This window comes from Mycobacterium sp. BK086 (genome assembly GCA_004362315.1).
In the GTDB taxonomy this organism is placed as follows: Bacteria; Actinomycetota; Actinomycetes; order Mycobacteriales; family Mycobacteriaceae; genus Mycobacterium.
Map to the genome: position 1 here is coordinate 114,617 of SNWL01000006.1, position 21,487 is coordinate 136,103.

Annotated in this window: 9 protein-coding genes; all 9 read right to left on the minus strand. The window is 67.9% G+C overall.

Features of this window, described 5'->3' with window-relative positions; all coding sequences use genetic code 11:
* Positions 1–11 precede the first annotated feature (11 nt).
* Positions 12–1,538, minus strand: coding sequence for a PPE family protein (locus tag EV580_RS21440; RefSeq protein ID WP_133693372.1), 1,527 nt, complete (start codon positions 1,536–1,538; stop codon positions 12–14).
* Positions 1,538–1,849: a PE family protein gene (locus EV580_RS21445; RefSeq protein ID WP_133693374.1), complete on the minus strand. Its 312-nt coding sequence runs from the start codon at positions 1,847–1,849 to the stop codon at positions 1,538–1,540. Before EV580_RS21445 ends, EV580_RS21440 begins: the two co-directional genes overlap by 1 nt.
* Positions 1,846–5,838, minus strand: coding sequence for a type VII secretion protein EccCa (gene eccCa, locus EV580_RS21450; protein ID WP_133693376.1), 3,993 nt, complete (start codon positions 5,836–5,838; stop codon positions 1,846–1,848). Before eccCa ends, EV580_RS21445 begins: the two co-directional genes overlap by 4 nt.
* On the minus strand, positions 5,835–7,367 hold the full coding sequence (gene eccB / locus EV580_RS21455) for a type VII secretion protein EccB (protein ID WP_133693378.1): 1,533 nt from the start codon (positions 7,365–7,367) through the stop codon (positions 5,835–5,837). Before eccB ends, eccCa begins: the two co-directional genes overlap by 4 nt.
* Positions 7,364–9,193, minus strand: coding sequence for a type VII secretion AAA-ATPase EccA (gene eccA / locus EV580_RS21460; RefSeq protein WP_133693379.1), 1,830 nt, complete (start codon positions 9,191–9,193; stop codon positions 7,364–7,366). The genes eccB and eccA overlap by 4 nt, the downstream gene beginning before the upstream one ends.
* A gap of 97 nt (positions 9,194–9,290) precedes the next feature.
* Complete coding sequence (locus EV580_RS21465) at positions 9,291–9,488, minus strand: MbtH family protein (RefSeq protein WP_133693381.1); 198 nt, start codon at positions 9,486–9,488, stop codon at positions 9,291–9,293.
* A complete protein-coding gene (mbtG, locus tag EV580_RS21470; RefSeq protein WP_133693383.1) occupies positions 9,469–10,761 on the minus strand; it encodes an NADPH-dependent L-lysine N(6)-monooxygenase MbtG in 1,293 nt (430 codons plus the stop codon). Before mbtG ends, EV580_RS21465 begins: the two co-directional genes overlap by 20 nt.
* Positions 10,758–15,044 carry a non-ribosomal peptide synthetase gene (locus EV580_RS21475; RefSeq protein WP_166654816.1) on the minus strand — a complete coding sequence of 1,429 codons (4,287 nt, stop codon included), beginning with the start codon at positions 15,042–15,044 and terminating at the stop codon, positions 10,758–10,760. Before EV580_RS21475 ends, mbtG begins: the two co-directional genes overlap by 4 nt.
* On the minus strand, positions 15,020–21,448 hold the full coding sequence (locus EV580_RS21480) for a non-ribosomal peptide synthetase (RefSeq protein WP_133693387.1): 6,429 nt from the start codon (positions 21,446–21,448) through the stop codon (positions 15,020–15,022). The genes EV580_RS21475 and EV580_RS21480 overlap by 25 nt, the downstream gene beginning before the upstream one ends.
* Positions 21,449–21,487 lie beyond the last annotated feature (39 nt).

The following is a 21,487-nucleotide window of genomic DNA, read 5'->3' on the forward strand; positions in this document are numbered from 1 at the left end:
CATTTCTCCAATCATTCTCGGTGGGTATCTGTTTCGTCGGGATGGTTGTCCCAGGTGGTCGGCAGCATCGGCGTGGTGGGACGCTCCCCCGCGTCGGTGGCGAGTTCGGTGAGGCCTGCGGCAGTGACACCGCGGGTTCGGGTTTCGGTGCCGGTGAACCCGATCGGTCCCGCACCGCGATCCGACGACGAGGTGGTCGGCTGCGGCGCCGGGTCCGCCGGCGGCCCGGTATCGCTGTCGAGGTCCATGTACTCGTCGCGGAAGCCTTTGTCCTTGGCCCGCGCGGCACGCCGGCGCTTGGCCCGATCTTTTGCCTGCACCGACGACAGCGCCGCGGCAGCCGGGGCGGCCTCGGGCACAAGGGCTTTGGCTCCGCTTCCCTCGTTCAGGGTCGGGCCCGGGTCGCCATCGGGATCAGCCGGAGCGACCGCGTAGAAGATGCCCTGCGCCGCGGGTACCGGGGCCGCGGATGCCGCGGGCGCGCCAGGCGCCGCGGAGGGGGCCGGCGCCGGGGCCGCGGGGGCGGGAGCCGCCGGTGCCGTCGACGAGACCGGCCACATATTGGGCTGTTGGGTTTGCGGCGGCGCAACGGGTTCGGGCGCAACCTCGGGTACGGGCATATTCGGTTGCAGCGCAAGAAGACCCAGCAATGGGAGCGCAGCGGCCGCAAGGGCGGGAATCAGCAGCGGTGAGGCGAGCGCAAGCCCCCAGGTGGTCCAGCCGACCGGCTGGAGGATTGCCTGATACACCAGCGCGGACAGCAACGGGCCCCATGTCGCCCACGCCTGAGCCGGATTGGTCAGGAAGTCGACGATCATCTGCTGGATGCTCTGCACGGGGTGCGTCAGGAAGTCCCAGATCAGATCGCCGTCCGGCAGAGCCTTGATGTAGGACTCGAGCAGCTGGACCAACCAGTTCGAATTGGTCAGCGAGGAGCCGGATTCGCTGGCCTGAGGCGCCGCGGTCGAGGCAGCCATCGCCGACACCGCCTCGGATCCCGGCAGGACGATCGTCGGAGCGGGCATGGTCTGGGGCGCGGCGGCCAGTGCGGTACCTGCCACCGCCTGATAGACACCCATCGTCGTGGCGGCCTGGATCCACATCCGGACGTAGTCCGCCTCGTTGACGGCGATCGGGATCGTGTTGATGCCGAAGAAGTTGGTGGCCATCAGCACCCCGTGCACGGTGTGGTTGGCCGCCAGTTCGGGCAGCGTCGGCATGGTGGCCAGTGCGGTGCTGTAGGCGGCGGCGGCGGTTTGGTGCTGGAGTGCCGCGCCGGCACTGTTCGCGCTGGCTTGCTCCAGCCACGCCAGGTAGGGCGCGTGAGCCGCGACGTACTGTTCGGCGCTGGGTCCCTGCCACGAACCGGCCTGGACAGCGGCCAGGATCTGGGTGAGTTCTGCTGCGGCGGCGGAGTATTCGGTACTCAGGACCTGCCACGCCGAGGCGGCAGCCAGCAGCTCACCGGCACCCGGCCCGGCGCTCAGCAGCGCTGAGTGGACCTCCGGTGGTGAAGCGAGCCAGACCGGCGCAGTCATCAGCCTCCCCGTGCGATCAGGTAGGAGGCCGCCGCGGCGGCATCGGTGGTGGCGTAGCCGGTACCCGACTCGCCCACCGCCGCACCTGATCGTCCCAATTCGGTGACGCCCTGGGCGGCGGTTGCGGTGTGCTCCAGGCCCTGGGCACTGAACCCGGCGGCGGTCTGCAGCGAAACCGGGTCGGCGGCAGGGGGCACCACAGCGGTGATCAACGGTGCGGTCGCCGCATGGACGGCAGCCAGCCGGGCGGTCAGGGCTTCGACGGCGGCACTGGCCGAGACCAGTCCTTCAGGAATGACACGCAGGGTCATGACGGGTTGTCCTCTCCGAACGGGATCCGAGATGCGCTGTGCGCGTGTGCGAATGGATTGACGAGCTGAATATGGTCGACGACGTCGCTGTCGCCGAGCAACAACCCGCGCCCGACCGGCAGCCTGGTGAACCGGTGCCCGCGGATCTTGGCGCCGTCGGCGGGATTGCCCGACAGCATCACCACCGTCGACTGCAGATCACTCATCCGGCGCAGCAACGGGTTGGTCATCAGCGCGTGCGCCGATCCCCCGGCCCGGCCGGTGAGGATTACCCGCAATCCGAGATCGCCTGCCGCCGAGAGCAGCCCGAGCAGTGGGGTCCACGGCCGGTGGCCCGCGTACGGCCCGCTGATGGCGGGACCGTCGGGGATCTGATCGACGTCGTCGACGATCAGATAGTGCGTGTGCGTCGACCCGCCATGGCCGCGGTAGTCCCAAGTGACCAAGTCGGCGGCGGCCAATCCGGCCGGGGGCCGACGCTGTTCGATCAGTGCCGCGAGTCCCATCACCGCCGGGGTCACCCGGTCGATGTTCGCGCTGTACTCGTTGTCGGCGAACAGCGGCTCGTCGACAAGATGCAGGCGCCGGTCGAACACGGTGAATGCGACGTCGGTCGCGGTCGAGTTCTCCCGGATGGTCCGGATCAGATGCCGCAGCAGCGTGGTCTTGCCGGTCTTGCTGTCCCCGAACACCATCAGCAGCGGCTGTTCGGCGAAGTCGTGCACGACGGGCGCGAGATCCACCTCGCGTTGCCCGAGTACCACCCGCTCGCCACCGCGGTACAACGGCGCCACCTCGGTGGGCTCGAGGTCGGCCGGCAACAGTCGTACGGGCGGCGCTTGCAGCCCCGAGTGGACGGCGTTGATGACCGGAATCTGCGCCAGATCGGGTTCGGCGAACAGGAAATGTTCACCGGCCATTGTGAGACCGCGACCCGGCTGGTCGTGCGGCACCGATTCGGCAGGGCGGCGCAGGCTGTCGGTCACCCGTACATTGCTGTCACGCGGGTCGGGCAGGCGCAGCTCCAGGCGCAGGCCGAGACCGTCGCGCATCGCCAGTGGCACCTCCAACCAGTTCGGCGTGGTGACCACGACGTGGATGCCATGCGCCAGGCCGGTATTGGCCAGTTCGGTGACGACGGCCAACAGCGGATTGCGAGTGTTGAACTGGTCGGTGTTGTCGCGACCGAACGCGTAAAGGTTGTCGATCACCAGGAACACTTCGCCGTACTCGTCCTGGTAGCCACCCTGGCGACCGGCATTGCGCTGCCGCGACCGCAGCAGTTGCTCGAGCTCGCCGAACGTGCGGCGGATCCGCTCCGGCTCCAGTGGCGAGGCGACACTGCCCACATGAGCCAGGCCCTCCAAACCACGCAACCGGCCACCGCCGTAGTCCAGGCAGTAGAACGTGACGTCACGCGGTGAGTGCAGTGCCGCGGCCGACAGCACGAATGTCATCAGCGCCGTGGACTTTCCAGACTTGGCTCCGCCGTGGATCACCATGTTGCCCGCCGACGACCCCGCCTCGAAGATCAGGGGGTCGCGACGCATCTCGAAGGGACGGTCGATCTCACCGAGCGGCCAGCGCCACTGCCGCGGCGTCACCGCGGCGCCGGCCAGCACCTCGTCCAGAGGCAGCGATCCATCAAGCGGTGGCAGCCACAGTGCGGGCGCCTTGGGCCCGTATTGCGCGAGCTGATCGCCGATCGTGGTGATCAGCTTGCGGGGCAACCCCACCGGGACGATCTCGTCGGACAACACCACGATGTCCTCGTCCAGCGCCGCCGGGCCCGCCGTGAAGGCGACCGGCTCGGGTGCCGCGGGCACCACATAGGACGTGACCGGCCGGGGCGGGTCGTAGATTCCGTCGACGTAGGTGCTCCGGAATTTGACCGGTGCCGCCCCCGGTGCGGGCACGAGGAACCCAACTCCCTTGTGTTCCTTGCCCGATTCGATGTGGTAGGCATCCTCGACTCCGATGATCTGCCGGGAGGCCGCGGGGCTGGCCACCTTGAGGCCGAACCGGTACGAGGTGTTCTTGTCGATATCGCGGATGCGCCCGATATCAAGGGTCTGCGACGCGAACAGGATGTGGATCCGGAACGAGCGCCCCTTACGGGCGACATAGTCGAACAGCTCGGCGTACTCGGGGTGCTCGGCCAGCATCAGGGTGAATTCATCAGCCACCACGAACAGGGTGGGCAGCGGCGGCAGCTCGATCCCCACCTCCTCGGCGGCGGGGCGCGCGGCCTCGTACTCGGCCACCGAACCGAACGCGCTGCCCTGCACGCGCCTGCCGAAGTCACGCAGCATGGCCTCGCGACGCGCGACCTCGCCGCGCAGCGTATCGGCGAACCGGTCGGCAAGCGACTTCTTCTCGGCCATGTTCGAGATCACCGCGACCACCTGGGGGAAGTGGCGGAAGATATCTGCTCCGGCCTCACCCTTGAAGTCGACGTAGATCACGATGAGCCGGTCGGCGGAGTGTGTTGTCAACAGCGACAACAGGATCGACATCAGCGTCTGTGACTTGCCCGAGCCCGTCATACCGATCATCAGTCCGTGCGGGCCCATCCCGCCTTCGGCTTCGTCCTTGAGGTCGAAGTACAGCGGCACTCCGGTGGCGGTCACGCCGATCGGCACACGCAATTCGTCGTCGCGCAGCCGGGGCGCCCACACGTCAGCGACATCGAGCGCCGACGCATCGGGAATGCCCATCAGCGTAGTGAAACTCGCCCCGCGGGTGGCCGGTGATCGCAGTCCGGCGTGGGTGGGATTGGAGTCCCACCGCGCCAGACCGCGGGCCAAGTGCACCGCCTCGGCCTGGGACATCTGGTCCGCTCGGTCGATGAACGGTTGCCAGCCGCCGGTTTCCCACCGCTGGATCGCGCCGTCGGCAACGTGCAGGACCGGTCGCTCCGGATCGGCGTACTGACCCGCGCGCGGCTCAGAATCTGCTGCGGCGGTGTAGATTACCGTGACTCCCGACCATCCCGTCGCCAGCACCGAATCCTCCGGCGCGTGATCGGGATCATCGACGACGATCAGCAGATGGCGCAGCGGATCGTCGGAGTCGATACCGAACAGCGGACGTTCGGCCAGCGCCGGGCCGATCGACGCGATCAGATCGTCGGTGGTGGCGGCCAGGTAGCGCGCGGGCCCGCAGCCGTCGAGCTGACCGGGAATATCACTGTGCGGCAACCACTTCAGCCACGACCAGTCCGGGAACTCCAGATCGGGGCTGGCCAGTGCAATGCCGAGGGAGGCAGCGTCGTGCCAGGTGACGGCCTGACCAAGCCAGGCGCGCAGCGCTGCGCGAACCTCCGCCGCGTCACCGACGACGGTGATCCGGGACACCGTCTTGAGGTCGATGCCCCTCGGAGCGTCGCGGACGACGCGCTGAGTATCCAACAGGGCACGTAATGCACTGTGCGACACCGGCTCCAAGTCCACCTCGTCGGCGGTGTCCTTGACCCGCAGCGTGGTGTCCAGCGGCACGGTGTGCAGTCCCGCGCGCAGCACCAGGAAGTCACTGTCGTGCGGGTCACGCTCCCATTGCCGACGGGTTCCGGGAATCGCGGCCAGCGCCGCCGGGTCGGGGTGCGACCAGAGCAGTGCGGCGCGCTGTGCTGCCGCCTCGGTACGGACGTTGTCGCGGACCACGGACAGGTAGCGCAAGTAGTCGGCGCGTTCGGCGTCGACCTCCTCGGTGCGCATCTTGTTGTCGGTGCCCCGGTAGAGCGCCGTCGCGGCGAGCAGCAACACGAAGGGGAAGAACAGCGTCTGCGGTGAGATCAGCCGCATCCCGGTCGCGAACAGCGCGACGATCATGCCCACGATCAGGAAGACGATCAGGAACGGCAAAGCCCGGCGCAGCAGCGACGGCGGCACAACACGAGGCAACTCGGGCGGAGCCTCGATCACGATCGCACCCTTGCGGGTCTTCGGACCGGGCATTCGCCGGCCCGCCTCGAAGATCAGCCGGCTCATCGGGACTCCTGCACGTTCATGGGCCGGACCGAGTCGTAGGCGACCAGCGCGTCGGATTGGGACAGGGCCGGACCGGGCGCGAACAGGGTCAGCGCCGACCACGGGACCGGGAGTGGCGGTTGGGTCAGACCCAGTGCGGCGACCGACTTTTCGGCGGTCTGGCGATCGCCGCCGATCCCGTACCGAACGCCGGTGTCGGAGATCCAGAACAGTGATCCGGCGGGCGGCGAGGCAGGCTGCTGACCGACGGTCTGTACGAAGTAGCCTCGCCCGGGCGGCAGGGCGACCCGGGTCGCGGTGCCCGGGTTGCCACCGCCGACGAGATCAACCGAGCGGATGGTGTCCGGCAGCGGCAGCGTCGAACCCGACAGCAAGGTCAACGAACTGGTCGCGGCGCCATCGATTTTCGTCCATGCCGCGCAGGTCACCGGAGCATCAGCGGCGGAGACGAGTTTGACGGGCGTGGCTGGGAACGCTGCCACGTCCAGCTGTGATGACACCGGAAGCCGGGCGATGTCGTCGGCACCGAGGTGCGGCGGCTGCGCCAGACCATAGGAATTGGCATTGCGCAGCACTGCGGCCAGCACGGGGCTGATCGGCTGCAGACCGTCGGGAAGCACCGCGTAATTCATCGGGGTGGCGTCGTTGCCGTAAGCGATCACGACAGCGCCGATCGGGGCCGCCACGGGCAAGGGATATCCGGTGGGCAACCCGGCGTCGGGGATCTGCGGCACCCGCAGTGCGGGCGCTTCCGGAACCGCGTTGAACAGGCCGGGCACGATGGACCGCGGCGCTGGTGCCGCGGCGGGCAGGCCCAGTGCGTCGGTGACAGCCCGGTCCGCGAGATCGATGGCGCTGCGCCGGCCATCCCACAGCAACCAGGTGCCGTCGGTGCCGCCGACCAGGATCGCGCGGCCGCCCGCCAGCGCGTCGGCATGCGCGCCACCGCTTTCCAGCGGCCCGGCGATCACCGAGGTGCCCGCGGCCTCGGCCGGTCCGCCCGTACCGTCGCACACCGTCCACGCGGCATCGCGAGATGCGCTCTGCACCATGCGTTCCGGTGCCGCGGGGATACCGATCAGACTGCCTCGGGCGAACTGGTCGAGCTGCTCACTGCTCACTGTGGTGGGGTCCACCGGACGACCCACGGCCAGACGTGCCGAGGTCAGGTTCAGCACGGGATGCAGACGGTCGTCGAGGCGGACATACAGCGCGGACGTCGTGCGGTCGGCCAGCACCGGGTCGTTACCCGGCACGCCACCCGGACGCAGTACTGAGAAGACGAAGCACCCGATCACCGCGGTCACCGCCAGCAGAACACCCATCATCACGGCGCGAGACTGGCTCCGCAGCGGATCCACCAACATCCGGGTGTCGTGCAGCGCGAGACCGGATGCGATGCGGCGCATGATGAATCGCCAGCCCGTTACCTGGTGGCGGGTGATGAACCCGCGCCGGTAGGTGACCCGGTCGGGGTTGTCGTTGGCCGGTGTGCGCGAGGTAAAGGACCGGCGATCGTCGTCGCTCATGCCGGCACCGTCAGACCGAGGCCAAGCAGCAGCGGCACGACGGCGTTGCGCACATCGGCGGCAGTGATCGTCATCATCTGCTCGTCGGTGAAATCAGCACCGGCCAGGTCCATGTGGTCCAACCTGAATTCTCTTTCCTCCTCGGAGCGTTCGACGACGTTGCGGACGAACCGCCCGTTGCCCGCGATATCGAGGCTGCGTCGTGACACTCCAGCGGAGTCGGGGGTCGTCGAGTCGGCCAGCTGTCCGAACAGCTCTTCGAGGTTGTGCAACGCCGCGGGCTCGAACACGCTGTCCCGGTTCGCCGCCATCGACACGGCGATGTCGACAAGCTCGACGGCCGAGTAGGACGGGAACACGATGCTGCGGGTGAAGCGTGATCGCAGACCTTCGTTGGTGTCCAGGAACCGGTCGAGGTCGGCGCGGTAGCCGGCGATGATCACCACGAGGCGGTCCCGGTCGTTTTCCATCCGGGCCAGCAAGGTGTCGATGGCCACCAGGCCGAAGTCGTTCTTGGCACCCGTCGCCACCAACGCGTAGGCCTCGTCGAGGAACAACACGCCGTCCAGCGCGCTGTCGATGATCGCGTTGGTCTTCGCCTCCGTCTCACCGATGTGCTGGCCGATCATGTCGGCGCGATGGACCTCGCGGACGTTCTCCCGCTTGAGAAGTCCGAGGCCGCAGTAGATCTTGGCCACCACACGGGCGATCGTGGTCTTACCGGTTCCGGGCGGGCCTGCGAACACCAGGTGATGGGTGCGCTGAGCCACCGCGAGGCCGCGCTCCTCACGCCGCAAGGCCATCGCCACCGAGCTCTTCAGCCGGGAAACCTGGTCCTTCACCTCGTCGAGGCCGATGAACTCGCCGAGTTCGCGTTCGGCTTCCTCCAGCAAGGCAGCCTTACGCTCGCGCGCCTCGGGATCGACGAAATCGTCTGCGGTGGGCTCTGTTTCGACGTCCCACGGGTCGGTGCGGGCGTCGATGCGGGCGGCGGTGGTGGTGGCGATGCCGAAGGTCGGGTCCGAGAGCGCCTGCTCGACCTGCTCGTTGCCCGGGTTCGCGGCATACAGGTCCTGCAACACGTCGGCGGCGGTGTCATCGTCGCCGTAGGCGCGTAGCGACAGTGCCCTGGCCAGGGCGCCGTCCAGTGCGGCCATGGCCACCGGACCGTCGGGTTCCTCGAGATGGGACAGTGCGGGAGCGAACATGCCAAGGCGAGCCAGTGCCACGCCCAACGAGATCTTGGCGGCGTGTGCGAACAGCGGGTCCAGGGCGGTGTCGTTGACCACCGGAGTCAGCAGCTTGACGACATCTGCCCAGCGCTGCGCCCGATATCGCAGAGCCACGTCGACCCAGCGTGCCTCGTGCCACTCGGGTCGGCGGGCACGCATCTCGGCCACGATCTGGTCGGCGGCATGGAAGTCGCCTTCGTTGGCCAATGCCGCGGCATGCGCCAACCGGAAGTCGTCAGCGGTGGTCGCGCGGAACCGCAGATACAGCCCCGTGTCGTAGTCGAACCCCAGAGCTCCGGCCGGGAGCTCGATACGCCGCTGCAGCACACCGCTGGTGTCGACGGTGCGAACCACCGCGGACAGCACTTCCAGGGTGGTGCAGCCGGTGGCCGCCAACCCGGTCCAGGCGTCGCACTGGTCGTAGGCGACCCGGGTCAGCTCGGTGAACGCCCGGCGGGCTGCCGCGATATCCGCGGGTCGGCGCCGGTCGTAAACGGGCAGGCCAAGGGCCTTGCAGCAGGTCGCGAACCTGCTCACCAGGTCTGCGTCGAGGCGCGCTGCGCGCGCTCTGGGGATCACCACACCGTTATCCATGTGCATCGTTCCGGGGCAGCCGTCGATGCCACCCCCCACTCCTTAGGTTTGCCTAACCTGAGAAAGTTAGCATTGCATAAGTAGCCTGTCGAGGCCCTCAGCGCAGGCTCTTCGGCCGCATGTCCGACCAGTTCTGCTCGACGAACTGCACGCACTCGTCGCGACCGGCCTCGCCGAATACCACCTGCCAGCCCGCGGGGATCTCGGCGAACGCCGGCCACAGGCTGTGCTGCTCCTCATCGTTGACGAGCACATAGAAACGGCCGTCCTCGGCATCAAAGGGATTGGTACTCACTGTTCCTCCTGGTAGTGGAATGTGCTGGGCGGACGCCTGCTCCCCCACCGAGGACCCGGTCGGACAGCAGACCCAGACAGCTGAGGTTCGGAAAGCCCGGTCCCTGGGTGAGTCCGGAAAGATTGGGCAGGAACAACTTCGGCTGAACTCCGGTCAATGAGAGGTCGGCACCGATGGCCTGCTGCAGCCGGTCGCTGGTCAGAAGTCCGTTCAGCCTGACCTCGAGCAGATCCAGCGCGTCCTGGCCCAGCAGCGACAGGAACCACAACGAGTCGGCACCCGAGCCGTCGATCACCAGATCGAACCCGTGCACCGTCTCCAACCGCTCGCCGTGCCGATCGGTGTGCAGGGTGATCCGGATCCGGTCGTCGGCGGCGACACCGTGCGCGACGCGGCCACGCAGGTGCCGAATCCGGTCGTCGGCCAACAACGAATCCTGCACGCGTGCCGAGAACACTCCGCGGTCGGTGCGGGCCATCACGTCGCGGCGTTCGGCGATGGTCAGCCCCGTCCAGTCCGTCGGATCGCTGAACATCCGGTTCTCGAAGAAACTCTCTCCACGGGTGAAGAGGGTCGCCTGCGGAGAGATGACCGTGATCGTCGAAACCCGGTGTTTGAAAAGCTCGTTGAGCATCGAAGCGGCGGTTTCGCCGCCGCCGATCACCGCGACCCGTTCGGCGTCGATCCGATGATGATCGGCGGCCAGTTGCCAGAACTGGGCAATCGAGAGCACCTGCGGATGCCCGGGCAGCACCGACCTGTCGGGCTGGCCGGGGCCGGTGATCATCACTGCATCGGCTGTAACAGTGGCGTCGCGGGTGTGCAGCTGCCACGATGGACCGTCCAGCGACAGCCGAATGACCTCGCCCGCAACGATGTTCAGCCCGGCGGCATCACCCACCCACCGCAGGTAGCCTGCCCAGGTCTCGTGGGTGGGCGCCGGTTTGCCGCGGTCGACCCACTCGGCGAACCGCCCCGTCGCCACCAGATACGACTGCCAGCTCAACGTCATCATCCGCTGGTCGAGTTCGGCGTTACGGCCGGGCAGGATCGCCGAGCGGTACGGGAAGCCGACATCCTTCTCCGGGCTGGTCCCCAGCCGGTGCTGGCCGTCGGTCCAGCCGCCGCCCGCCCGCCAGTTCGCGGCGATCGCGGTCTGCTCGACGGCGATGATGTCGGGTGTGGCCACGCCCATGTCGCGCAGCATTGCGGCCTTGGCCGCCACCGCAACGGCTTTGGCTCCTGCCCCGAGAATCGCCAGCCGCCCGGTCATCGGGGCACCTCGGCCAACTCCCGGAGGGTGTCTTGCCAGATAGACTGCAGCGCGGCAACATCCGCGTCGTCAAAGATGTCGGGAACGGTTCGCCACTGGGTGACCAGTTTCCCACCGGCGATCGCCGCGACGAGGGTCAGTTCGTGGCGGACCGCGATGTTCGGCTCGGTCATGATCGGCACCCCGGCGAGCAGACCCCGGTCCAGTAGCGAGCCGGCGTCCAGGTCGAGCCTGCCGAGATAGTTCAGCAACACCTGGGGTCCCCGAAACCCACCGAGTCGTGCGGCGGTGTCGGGTCGCGCATACCGCAGCAACGCGAAGTCGGTTGGTTCCCCGGCGATCTCGGGGATCGGTTCACCCGGCCGGATCCGCAACGGATAGATGGCACTCAGCAGGCCGACGGTGTCGTCGGCGGCACCGCTGCGCCCGTGCGTTTCCAGCGCCACCAGTGGAACCGGGCCGCCCTCGCCACGCTCGTCGCGCCAGCGCGTGATCAGCCGCGCACAGGCATCGGCCAGCACATCTTGGATCGGTACCTGGGCGCGCAACAATCCACTCGTGACGTCGTCCTCAGTGACCGATACGGTGATCGCCAGGTCGCCGAATCGGTCCACCCGTGGGCGAATTCGCCGGGCGCCCAACGCGGGGTCCTCTCCATCGAGCTGTTCCAGCCAGAACTCCACGGTGTCGAGCTGGGTCGCCCGGTCGGCGAGCGTGCATGCCCACCGGCGATAGCTCATTCGCTCACCGCTGATCGACTCGTCGGCCGCGGTCGACCAATTGGCCATCAGCTCACCCAGCACGATGCGCCACGACGCGGGGTCCATGGCCAGCACGTGGACGACGAGCACGAGGACTCCCGGGTCGCCGGGTCGGTGCAGCCAGAGCGCCTCGGTGAGGTGGCCTCGCTCTGGGTCCAGCCGCTCGATGGCGGCGGCGGCATGTTCGGTGACGGCGTCACCGAGCTCACCGATGACCTCCACCTCGGTCAGCGGAATGGTCTGACGGTCGGCAGGCAGGAACGTCATGGTCGGGAGATCGATTCGGCTGCGGAACATCTCGTGACCCGTCGCGATACCGTCCAGAAGCAGGCGCAGCCGATCGGCGCTGGCGTCGGGTGGCAGTGTGATCGCCTCGATCTGAGCGAGCCGCCGGGGGTCGCCGTGTTCGTAGAGCCAATGCACAGCAGGCAATGCGGGGATCGGCCCCTCCGGCTCGGGTCCGGCGGCCAGGTCCTCGGCGGTGTCGCGGTCAACCGCGGCGGCGAGTTCGCGAAGTGTTCCGCATTCCAGGACCAGTCGCGCCCGCAGCGGGAGCCCGGACCGGCGTGCGGTCTGCACCAGCGACAGGGCGACAATGCTGTCGAGACCCAGCTCTAGCAGGTCCGCGTCGATATCGACGTCGGTGATGCCCAACAGTGCCGTGATCGCCTGTGCCAGTGCAACTTCGGTCGGGGTAGCGGGCAGTTCCAGGGTCTCGTCGGGGGTGACGGCGGCTGCCAGCGCGGATTCGTCGACCTTGCCGTTGGCGGTCAGCGGGATGGTGTCGACCACGACCAAGCGATGCGGCATCATGTAGCGCGGCAGCCGGTTTCGCAGCAGCGACCGCAGATCCGGCACCGGCACGTCACCGGCGACATACGCAATCAGCCGCTGACCCGCCGCCTGACGGTGCACGGCAACGTGAGCGTGCCGCACGCCTGGTATTTCCTCCAGCACCGCCTCGATCTCGCCCGGTTCGACGCGATAACCCCGAACCTGGATCTGGGCATCGGCACGGCCGATGAACGACAATGCGCCGTCCCGATCCCGGCGCACCAGATCACCGGTTCGGTACATCCTGCCGCCACCCGGTGCGGCCACGAACCGCGTCGCAGTCTCGGCGGGACGGCCGAGGTAACCGCGGGTCACCTGGTCGCCGGCCAGATACAGTTCGCCCACTACGCCGTCGGGTACGGGCTGCAGCCACGAGTCCAGCACCACGGCACCGGTGGAGCCGGTCGGATAGCCGATGACCGGCGAGTCGTGATCGCTGATGGCCGCGACGACGGCCTCGACGGTCGTCTCGGTCGGGCCATAGCAGTTGTGTGCGGCCAACAACGTTTGGGTACAGGCCTTTCGGATGTCGGTCCAGTCCACCGACCCCACCGCCTCGCCACCGAGGGCGAGCACCGACAGCAGCCCGCGGTCCAGCAACCCGGCGCGGCGCAAGTTGGTGAACAGCGACGGAGTGACATCCAGCATGTCGATCCCGTACCGGTCGATGATTTCGACGAGTGCCTCGGCGTCCCGGCGGTCAACCTCATCGATCAGGTGCACAGTGTGGCCGAACAGGAGTCCCGCCAACGGCTGCCAGGCGGCGTCGAACGCGAAAGACCACGCGTGCCCGACGGACAGCGGACGACCGAGCCGTTCGGCAGCGGGCCGCAGCATCCGCTCGGCGTGGTCGTCGATGTAGGCGAGCAGAGCCCGGTGAGTTCCGATGACGCCCTTGGGTTCTCCGGAGGTGCCCGAGGTGAACACCGCGTAGGCGGCTTGGCCCGGTGCGGTCGGCGTCGACATTCTGGGTGCGGTGCGGGCGGCTGCGATCGTGCCCTCGTCGACGACCAGTGCTGCTCCGGTCTGGGCGAGAATCGACTCCACCCGTCCGGCCGGCATGCCCCGTTCCAGCGGCACGTACATGCCGCCGGCCTTGAGCACACCCAGCATCGCCACCACGTAGTCGGCGCCGCGCGGCAACTGGATCGCCACCGCGGTTTCGGCGTGCACGCGAGACTCCACGAGCAGCCCGGCGAGGCGATCCGATCGTTCGTGCAGCTCCCCGTAGGTCAGCTCGCCACCGTCCCACCGCAGCGCGATCGAATCACTGTGCGCCGCAGCGGCTTCAGCAAACCGCTCACCAACTCCTGACTCGCCGGCGGTGAGTCGTTCGGGTGTCCCGATCGAGCCGACTTCACCGTCGAGCAGGATGGCGACCGCGCCCAGCGGCCTGTCCCACATCTCGATGAGACGGCGCATCGTCCGCAGGACCCTCGTGCCCAGCAGCTCGGGGGTCATCGCGCCCAGCGCGTTGTCGGAAACCTCCACCAGCAGTGTGAGTTCGGCGCCGCTGCGGTAGGCGGCGATGGTGACCGGGAAGTGGGTGAGGCTCTCCATCGCGGCGGGCCGGAAGCTCACCTCGCCTGACGAGAACTCCTGGCCACCGATCACTCCGGACGACGGGAAGCTCTCGTAGACAAGCAGGGTGTCGAACATCTCGCCGACTCCGGCGAAGGTGCGCAGCTGGGAATGCGTCAAATGACTGTGGTCGCGCAGCTGGGCAGCCTCGCGCTGCAGCGTCGAACAGTGCTGACCCACAGTCGTGTTCGGGTCCAGTCGCACCCGCATCGGAATGGTGTTGATGAACAACCCGACCATCGTCTCCACGCCGGCCAACTCGGGCGGCCGCCCGGACACAGTGACACCGAACACGACGTCGTCACGGTCGGTCAGCCGCGACAGGATCAACCCCCAGGTCATCTGCAGGAGTGTGTTGAGCGTGACACCCCGCGAGCGGGCCGCTTCGGCGAGCTGCTCAGCCTCGGCGGCGGGCAGCGTCAGCTCGGTCCGCTTCGGCAGACCGGCACCATCACCGCCCAGTGCCGGTGACAGCAACGTCGGCCCCGGCATCCCGGCAAGGTGCTGACGCCACACCTGTTCGCCGACGTGCGGGTCGCGGTCGGCGAGCCAGCCGATGTAGTCGCGATACAGCCGCGGCGGCGGGAGCGTGTCGGGGTCTCCGCCGCCCCGGTACAGCGTGAGCATCTCACCGATGAACACCGGAAGCGACCAACCGTCGATCACGATGTGGTGCGCGGTGACCACCAAACGCCAGCGCTGATCAGGCAATTCGATCAGCAGGAAACGGATCAGCGGGCCGTCGTGCAGGGTGAACGGCCGGCTGCGTTCGTGGTGTTCGAGGGCGGCCGCCTGATCGTCATCGGCCCGCACCTGCTGCCACGGCAGCTCGACCGCCGACGGCACGATCTGGACGGGGTGCGGGAGGTCCTGATGCCAGAAGCTGGCCCGCAGGTTGGGATGCCGCACCAGCATCGCCGATGCGCACTCGCGCAGCAGGGCGACGTCGAGCGGCCCGGTCACGTCCGCGGTCATCGCGATGACGTACGGGTCGTCGGCGTCGGGTCCGATCAGCGTCGCGTGTGAATACAGCCCCAGCTGCAGCGGCGACAACGCCAGCACGTCGTCGATGTCGGCGTTGGTCACGAGGGACGAGCCTTCGACCATGACGATTTCAACGCATCCAGATCGCCCGCGGACAGCCCCGAGACGCTCATCGCTTCGTGGCGGGTGTCCGCCCGAACCTCACTCTCACCCTGCTCGTCGATCGCGCTTGCCAGTGCCGCCACGGTCGGGTAGTCGAAGATCATTCTGGGGTCGACCGTCAGCCCGGCGGCCCGCATCCGGGCGGCCAGCTGCACCGACAGGATGCTGTCACCGCCGAGCGCGAAAAAGTCGTCCTCCCGGCCGATTCCGTCGACGCCGAGCAACTGGCCCATGGCACCTGTGACCGCACGCTCGGTGTCGGTCCTGGCCGGCTCATTCGTCCCGGTGGTGTGCACCTCCGGCCGGGGTAACGCCGGCCGGTTCAACTTGCCGGATTCCGTCGCCGGCATCACCTCGAGCACCGAGATCGTCGACGGCGTCATGTAGCCCGGCAGCGCGGCGGCCACCGACGCACGTACCGCGGCCGCGAACTCCGCTGGGTCCGACACCGGCTCGTGGGCCACCACGTAGCCGGCCAGGCTGGCCCCGCCGGGGCCCTCCCAGGTGCGTGCGGCCGCGGCGGCAACACCGTCGGCAGCCTTCAGTGCCGCTTCGACTTCAGCCAGTTCGACGCGGAATCCGCGCACCTTCACCTGATGGTCGGTGCGGCCGACGAATTCGAGCCGGCCGTCGTCGGTCCACCGCCCACGGTCGCCGCTGCGATAGAACCGCGAGCCCGGTTCGGACGCATACGGATTCGGGATGAAGCGGGTGGCGGTCAGACCTGGCTGCTTCCAGTAGCCGCGGGCGATCTGCTCCCCCGCGTAGTACAACTCGCCGACCACACCGATCGGCACCGGCTGGAGCGCATCGTCGAGCAGGTAGACCTGCGACCCCTCCATCGGTGCCCCGATCTTGGGGATCGGCAGGTCCAGCGGGCCGCGGATCAACGCACCCGAGGTTTCGGTGGCACCGATCGCGTTCAGCAGCTCACTGGTTCTCGCCGAACTGTCCCCCACACAGGCGACGAGCCGTTGCAGCAGAGAGACATTCACCGGCTCACCACAGGTCACCAGGCGGCGCAGAGCGCGCACCGCATCCGGCGCACTGTCGACGAGTGCGGACACCAGGCTGGCGACACCAGTGACCTGAGCCACCGCGTGCCGCTCGATCAGACCGGCGATCGCCTCGGCGTCGCGGTGCTCGGCGTCGTCGGCGACGATCAGCGTCGATCCGGCCACCAACCCGGCCAGCGTCTCGATGCATCCCTCGAGGAAGGTCATCGGCGCCTGGGCCAAGCGGATATCGGCCCCGGTCACCGGATAATGCTTGAGCTGCCAGGTCAACCGGGTGCTCATCGCCCGGTGGGTGCCCACCACGCCCTTCGGCTTGCCGGTGGAGCCCGAGGTGAACATCAGGTACATCGGATCGTCCGGGCGCGGAAGGGCAAGTGGTGCAACCGGATCGGTGGAGCCCAGCTCCGCCCGGACCGCCGGGTCGTCCATCGAGATCAGCGTGACCCCGTGGGCCTCGGGCATCGACGCAGCGGCTTCTGCGGTGACGACCACAACTTCCGGCGCCACGTCGTCGAGCATGAACTGCTTGCGCGCCGGCGGATAGCTCGGATCGAGCGGGAAGAACCCGGCACCGGCCTTCATGATGCCGACCAGCGCGACGACGAGATCGATACCGCGACGCATGGACATCCCGACCAGCGACCCGGGGCCGACGCCGTGGCGAACGAGCAGATGCGCGAATCGGTCCGAGCGATGGTGCAGCGCAGGGTAATCGAGATACTGGTCGCCGCAACGCAGTGCGACGCGGTCCGGACCCCAGGCGCGGCCGGCTTCCAGCAGCCCGGGCACCGTGCGGGGCCGGTCCGCCGGCGACGGGATGCCTCGGCTCTGGGCGAGCACCTGTTCCAGCTCCGCATCACCAAGCAGGTTGACGTCACGCAGCGTCGCGTCGGGGTCGGTGGCAAAGGCCTCGATGACCTGGCTCAGCCAATTGGTGAACCGCTGCATCGTCGACGCGTGGTACAGCTCGGTCCGGTAGATGACGTGGCCGCGGTAGCCGTCGTCACCGACGAAGAAGTTCACGCTCAGATCGGCGTGCGCCACATCGAATGTCGGTTCCAGCGCGGTGAACCTGGTCTCCCCGTCGGGTCCGGCCTCGATGAGTTGATCCTCGGGCAGCTCTTCGCGGACGTGTACGACGACCTGGAACAGCGGGTTGCGGGACAGCGACCGCACCGGGTTGACGGCGTCGACCACCCTGTCGAACGGAAGATCCTGGTTGGCGTAGGCGGCCAGCGCCATCTCCCTGGCCCGCAGCAGTGCCTCACGCAGCGTCGGATTGCCCGACAGGTCGTTGCGCAACACCAGGATGTTGACGAAAAAGCCAACCAGCCGGTCCAATTCGGTGTCGGTACGGCCCGCCACCGGGGTGCCCAGCGGGATGTCGATACCGCCACCGGCCTTGTGTAGGACGACGGCGATCGCGGTCTGCAGCAGCATGAACTCGGTGATGCCCAGTTCACGGCTCAGCGCGGTGAGCCGGTCGCGGGTCCGGGCATCGAACCGCAGCGGAATGGCCGCGCCAGCCCCGCCGGCCATCGGCGGCCGCGGCAGATCGGGCCGCAGCCCGGTGTCCTCCGGCAGCCCGTCGAGTTGGCCCACCCAGTACTCCCGCTGGGCGTCCATCAGCTCGGTGTCGGACAGCAATTCGACCTGCCAGGCCGCGTAGTCGCGGTACTGGATGGGCAGCGGCTGCCAAGACGGCGCGGTGCCCTCACGCCGTGCGCGGTACGCGGTCAGCACGTCGGTGAACAACACACCCGCCGACCAGTGGTCGGCCGCGATGTGGTGCACGACCATCGACAGCACACATTCGCCGGGGGTGCGCAACACCGCGACGCGGATCGGCAGCTCCGACTCCAGCTCGAAGCGGTGTGCTCGCTCAGCGTCGAGTTGCGTTGTCAGCCAGGCGCTGTCCGGGCCGTCAAGGCGGCGCACCTCGACGGTGTCGGCAGTCTCGACGGTCTGATGGGGAACACCGTCGATCTCGCGGTAGACGGTCCGGAGAATCTCGTGGCGGGCAACGGCGTCACCGACGGCACTGACCAATGCGTCGACGTCGCACGGCCCGGTCAGCCTCGCGGCGAACGGGATGTTGTTCACCGGGCTGGGGCCGTCGACCCGGTACTGGAACCAGCTCCGCAGCTGTGCTGCCGACAACGGCGAATGCTCGGCATCGGTGGTACGCGAGGTGAGCTGCGGCCGGTTCGAATTCGGTTGTCCGTCACGCAGGTCGTCGACTAGGGCGGCGAGCTCTCCGGGGGTGCCGTGCTCGAACACGTCACGCACGCTCACATCAACCCCGCAGGCCTCACGGACCGCGGCCACCAGTTTGGTGGCCAGCAGTGAGTGGCCGCCCAGACTGAAGAACGAGTCGTCGCAGCCGACCTCGTCGGCGCCGAGCAACTCGGCGAACAGCGCGGCGACGGCGCGCTCGGTCTCGGTGACCGGTGCGCGGTAGTCGACAGCGGGCCCGATCTCCGGTTCCGGCAGCGCGGCACGGTCGAGCTTCCCGTTGGCGGTGACCGGAATTTCGTCGACGATGACGTAGGCGGCCGGGATCATGTAGTCCGGCAGCGCGGCCGCGACTCTGGTCTTGATCCGGTCGACATCCACCGTTTCACCGGCCGCGGGCGTCACGTACGCGATCAAACTCTTGCCGAGATGAGGGAGTTCGGCGGCGATGACGACCGCGTTGCCCACGCTGGGATCGACCGTGACAGCGGCGGCCACCTCTCCGAGCTCGATCCGGAAGCCGCGGATCTTGACCTGTTCGTCGGCGCGGCCGACGAATTCGAGATCGCCGTTGCGGTTACGTCGGGCCAGGTCACCGGTTCGGTAGAGGCGGCCACCCGGGTTGAACGGGTCGGCGACGAAGCGCTCGGCGGTCAGCACCGGACGGTTATGGTAGCCGTGCGCCAGTTGCGTTCCGCCGATGTAGATCTCACCGATCACGTCGGCCGGAACGGGCCGCAGTGCGTCGTCGAGCAGATGGATCGTGGTGTTGATCTTGGGCGTGCCGATCGGGACCACGCCAGTGCCCTGCCTGCCCTCGACCTTGAACCGGGAGGCGTTGATGATCGTTTCGGTGGGCCCGTAGAAGTTGTGTAGCAGCGCGTCGAAGGTGGCGTGGAACTTGTCGGCGAGTTCGCCGGGCAAGGCTTCGCCGCCGATCGGCACGCGGCGCAGCGTGCGCCACTGCTCGACACCGGGCAACGACAGAAACAGGCCGAGCAGCGACGGTACGAAGTGCATGGACGTGATGGCCTCGCGCTGAAGCAGATCGGTGAGATAGCCGATGTCCCGCAAGCCATCGCTGCGCGGAATCACCAGGCGCGCACCTTGTGCCAGCACCCCGAAGATCTCGCCGATCGACACGTCGAAGCTCGGCGAGGCGACCTGCAACAGACGGTCGTCCGGACCGATCTGGTATTCCTCGGCGAACCAACGGAAGTAGTCGGCGACGGGCCGATGCGGCACCGGAACGCCCTTGGGAAGTCCGGTCGAGCCCGAGGTGTAGATCAGGTAGGCGGTGTTGGCCGGGCCGAACGGACACGCCAGATCCCGTGTCGTTAGGTCGTCTGCGGAGAAGCTATCGGTTCCCGTGATCGGTTCGCGTACAACCAGTTTGGGATCAGAGTCGGCGAGGATGTAGGCGATGCGATCGGCCGGATATTCGGGATCCACGGGGAGGTACACCGCACCCGCTTTCGCGATACCGAGCGCGGTGATCACCAGCTCGGGTGATTTCTCCAGCAGCACCGCGACCCTGTCCTCGGTGCCGATGCCCTGAGCGATGAGCCAGCGCGCGTGTTGGTTCGCCGCTTCGTTGATCTCGCGGTAGCTGTAGCGGCGGCCCTCGTAGACAACCGCGATGGCATCCGGCTGCAGCGCGGCACGCTCGGCGATCAGGTCACCGAGTGTCATTGGGGGGCAGTCGTAGTCCTCACCCCGCGACACCCGCTCGAGCCAGCCGGTGTCGTGCTGGCCCAGCACTGCCAGGTCGGCCAACAGCCGGTCGGGATGGGGAACGGCGTCGTCGAGCAACACAGTGAAGCTGTCGAGCAGCTGGCTGGCCAGGTCGGCATCGATCACCTCGGTGAGGTATTCGGCCTCCACCTCGATCTCACCCGCGCTGAACTCGACCATGAAACCCAAAGGCAGCTGGGCGAACTGGCCGCGGTACTCGGCCCGCTCGCACCGCACGCCTGGCGAGGTGAAACCGTGACCCTCGGACTCGCGCACGCCGAATCCGACCCGCGCCATCCGCTCGACGCCGTAGCGCCGGTCCGGGTTGAGTTCGCGCACTACCCGGTCGAGGTTGACCCGCTGATGGGCGAACGCTCCGACTGCGGTGTCGCGGGCAGCCTCGACCAGCTCACCGAAGGTGCCCCAGCGATTGGGCCGCATCCGCAGCGCGACCGTATTGCCGTAGTAGCCGATGACGTCATCCGAGGACCGGTTGAGAACCGGTGCGGCGACCAGGAAGTCGTCGGCGTGGGTGTAGCGCTGCATCAGCGCGGAGAATGCGGCCAGCAGCACCATGTAGGGCGTCGCGCCCAACTCATGCGCGAGTTTCGTCACCGCATCGACGGTGTCGGCGCTCAACCGGGTCGTGCACCGGTCGGCCCGCCACTCTGCCGGCACCGCCGAGCCTTTGGGTCCTGGCAGCTCCAGCGGTTCAGGCGGATCGACGAGCAGTGTGCGCCAGTACTCCACGTCGGCGTCGTCGGTACCGGATACCGGCGCCTCGGCCGCTACCACCGGCTCCAGGACATCGTCCTGATAGGCCCGGGTGAGATCGGTGAAGAACACCCGCCAGGAGGCGTCGTCCCAGGCGATGTGGTGGGCGGCCAGCATCAGCACGTGCTCGGCAAGACCCACCTGGGCCAGCGTGATCCGCAGCGGCGCTTCGGTACTGAGGTCGAATGGTGTGGTGAAGGCGCGCTGAGCCAGCACCTCCAGCCGCAACCCGCGGGCCTGCGGGCTGAGCTCGCACAGATCGTGCTGTGCCCAGGCCGGTTTCAGGTCTTGGTGAACAGTGGTGCTCGGTTCTCCGTCGGAACCGGTGCGGTAGGTGGTGCGCAAGATCGGGTGACGCGCGGCGACGGCGTCGACCGCCGCATGTAGCCTCGCCGCATCGATCTCGCCGATCAGCCGATAGGAGACACCGACGTTCAGCAGAGCACCGGTGGTGTCGATGGACTGGACGAACCACATTCGTCGCTGGCCGTCGGTCATCACTGCGGGATCGGCCGTGGAAGTCGGCTCGGCCAGCAAGCCGCGCTGAGCGAGCCTGTGGCGCAACAGCTCCAGGCGCTGTTGGTCGGTGGCAAGAACGTCAGTCATGGGATCTCCTCGGTGTCGGTGATCATCGAGCGCGGCGGC

Bases quoted from the DNA above. Each gene is read 5' to 3' on its own strand.
- mbtG (WP_133693383.1), bottom strand. From the start codon at position 10,761: ATGACCGGGCGGCTGGCGATTCTCGGGGCAGGAGCCAAAGCCGTTGCG.
- eccCa (WP_133693376.1), bottom strand. From the start codon at position 5,838: ATGAGCCGGCTGATCTTCGAGGCGGGCCGGCGAATGCCCGGTCCGAAG.
- EV580_RS21480 (WP_133693387.1), bottom strand. From the start codon at position 21,448: ATGACTGACGTTCTTGCCACCGACCAACAGCGCCTGGAGCTGTTGCGC.
- EV580_RS21475 (WP_166654816.1), bottom strand. From the start codon at position 15,044: ATGGTCGAAGGCTCGTCCCTCGTGACCAACGCCGACATCGACGACGTG.
- EV580_RS21440 (WP_133693372.1), bottom strand. From the start codon at position 1,538: ATGACTGCGCCGGTCTGGCTCGCTTCACCACCGGAGGTCCACTCAGCG.
- eccA (WP_133693379.1), bottom strand. From the start codon at position 9,193: ATGGATAACGGTGTGGTGATCCCCAGAGCGCGCGCAGCGCGCCTCGAC.
- eccB (WP_133693378.1), bottom strand. From the start codon at position 7,367: ATGAGCGACGACGATCGCCGGTCCTTTACCTCGCGCACACCGGCCAAC.
- EV580_RS21445 (WP_133693374.1), bottom strand. From the start codon at position 1,849: ATGACCCTGCGTGTCATTCCTGAAGGACTGGTCTCGGCCAGTGCCGCC.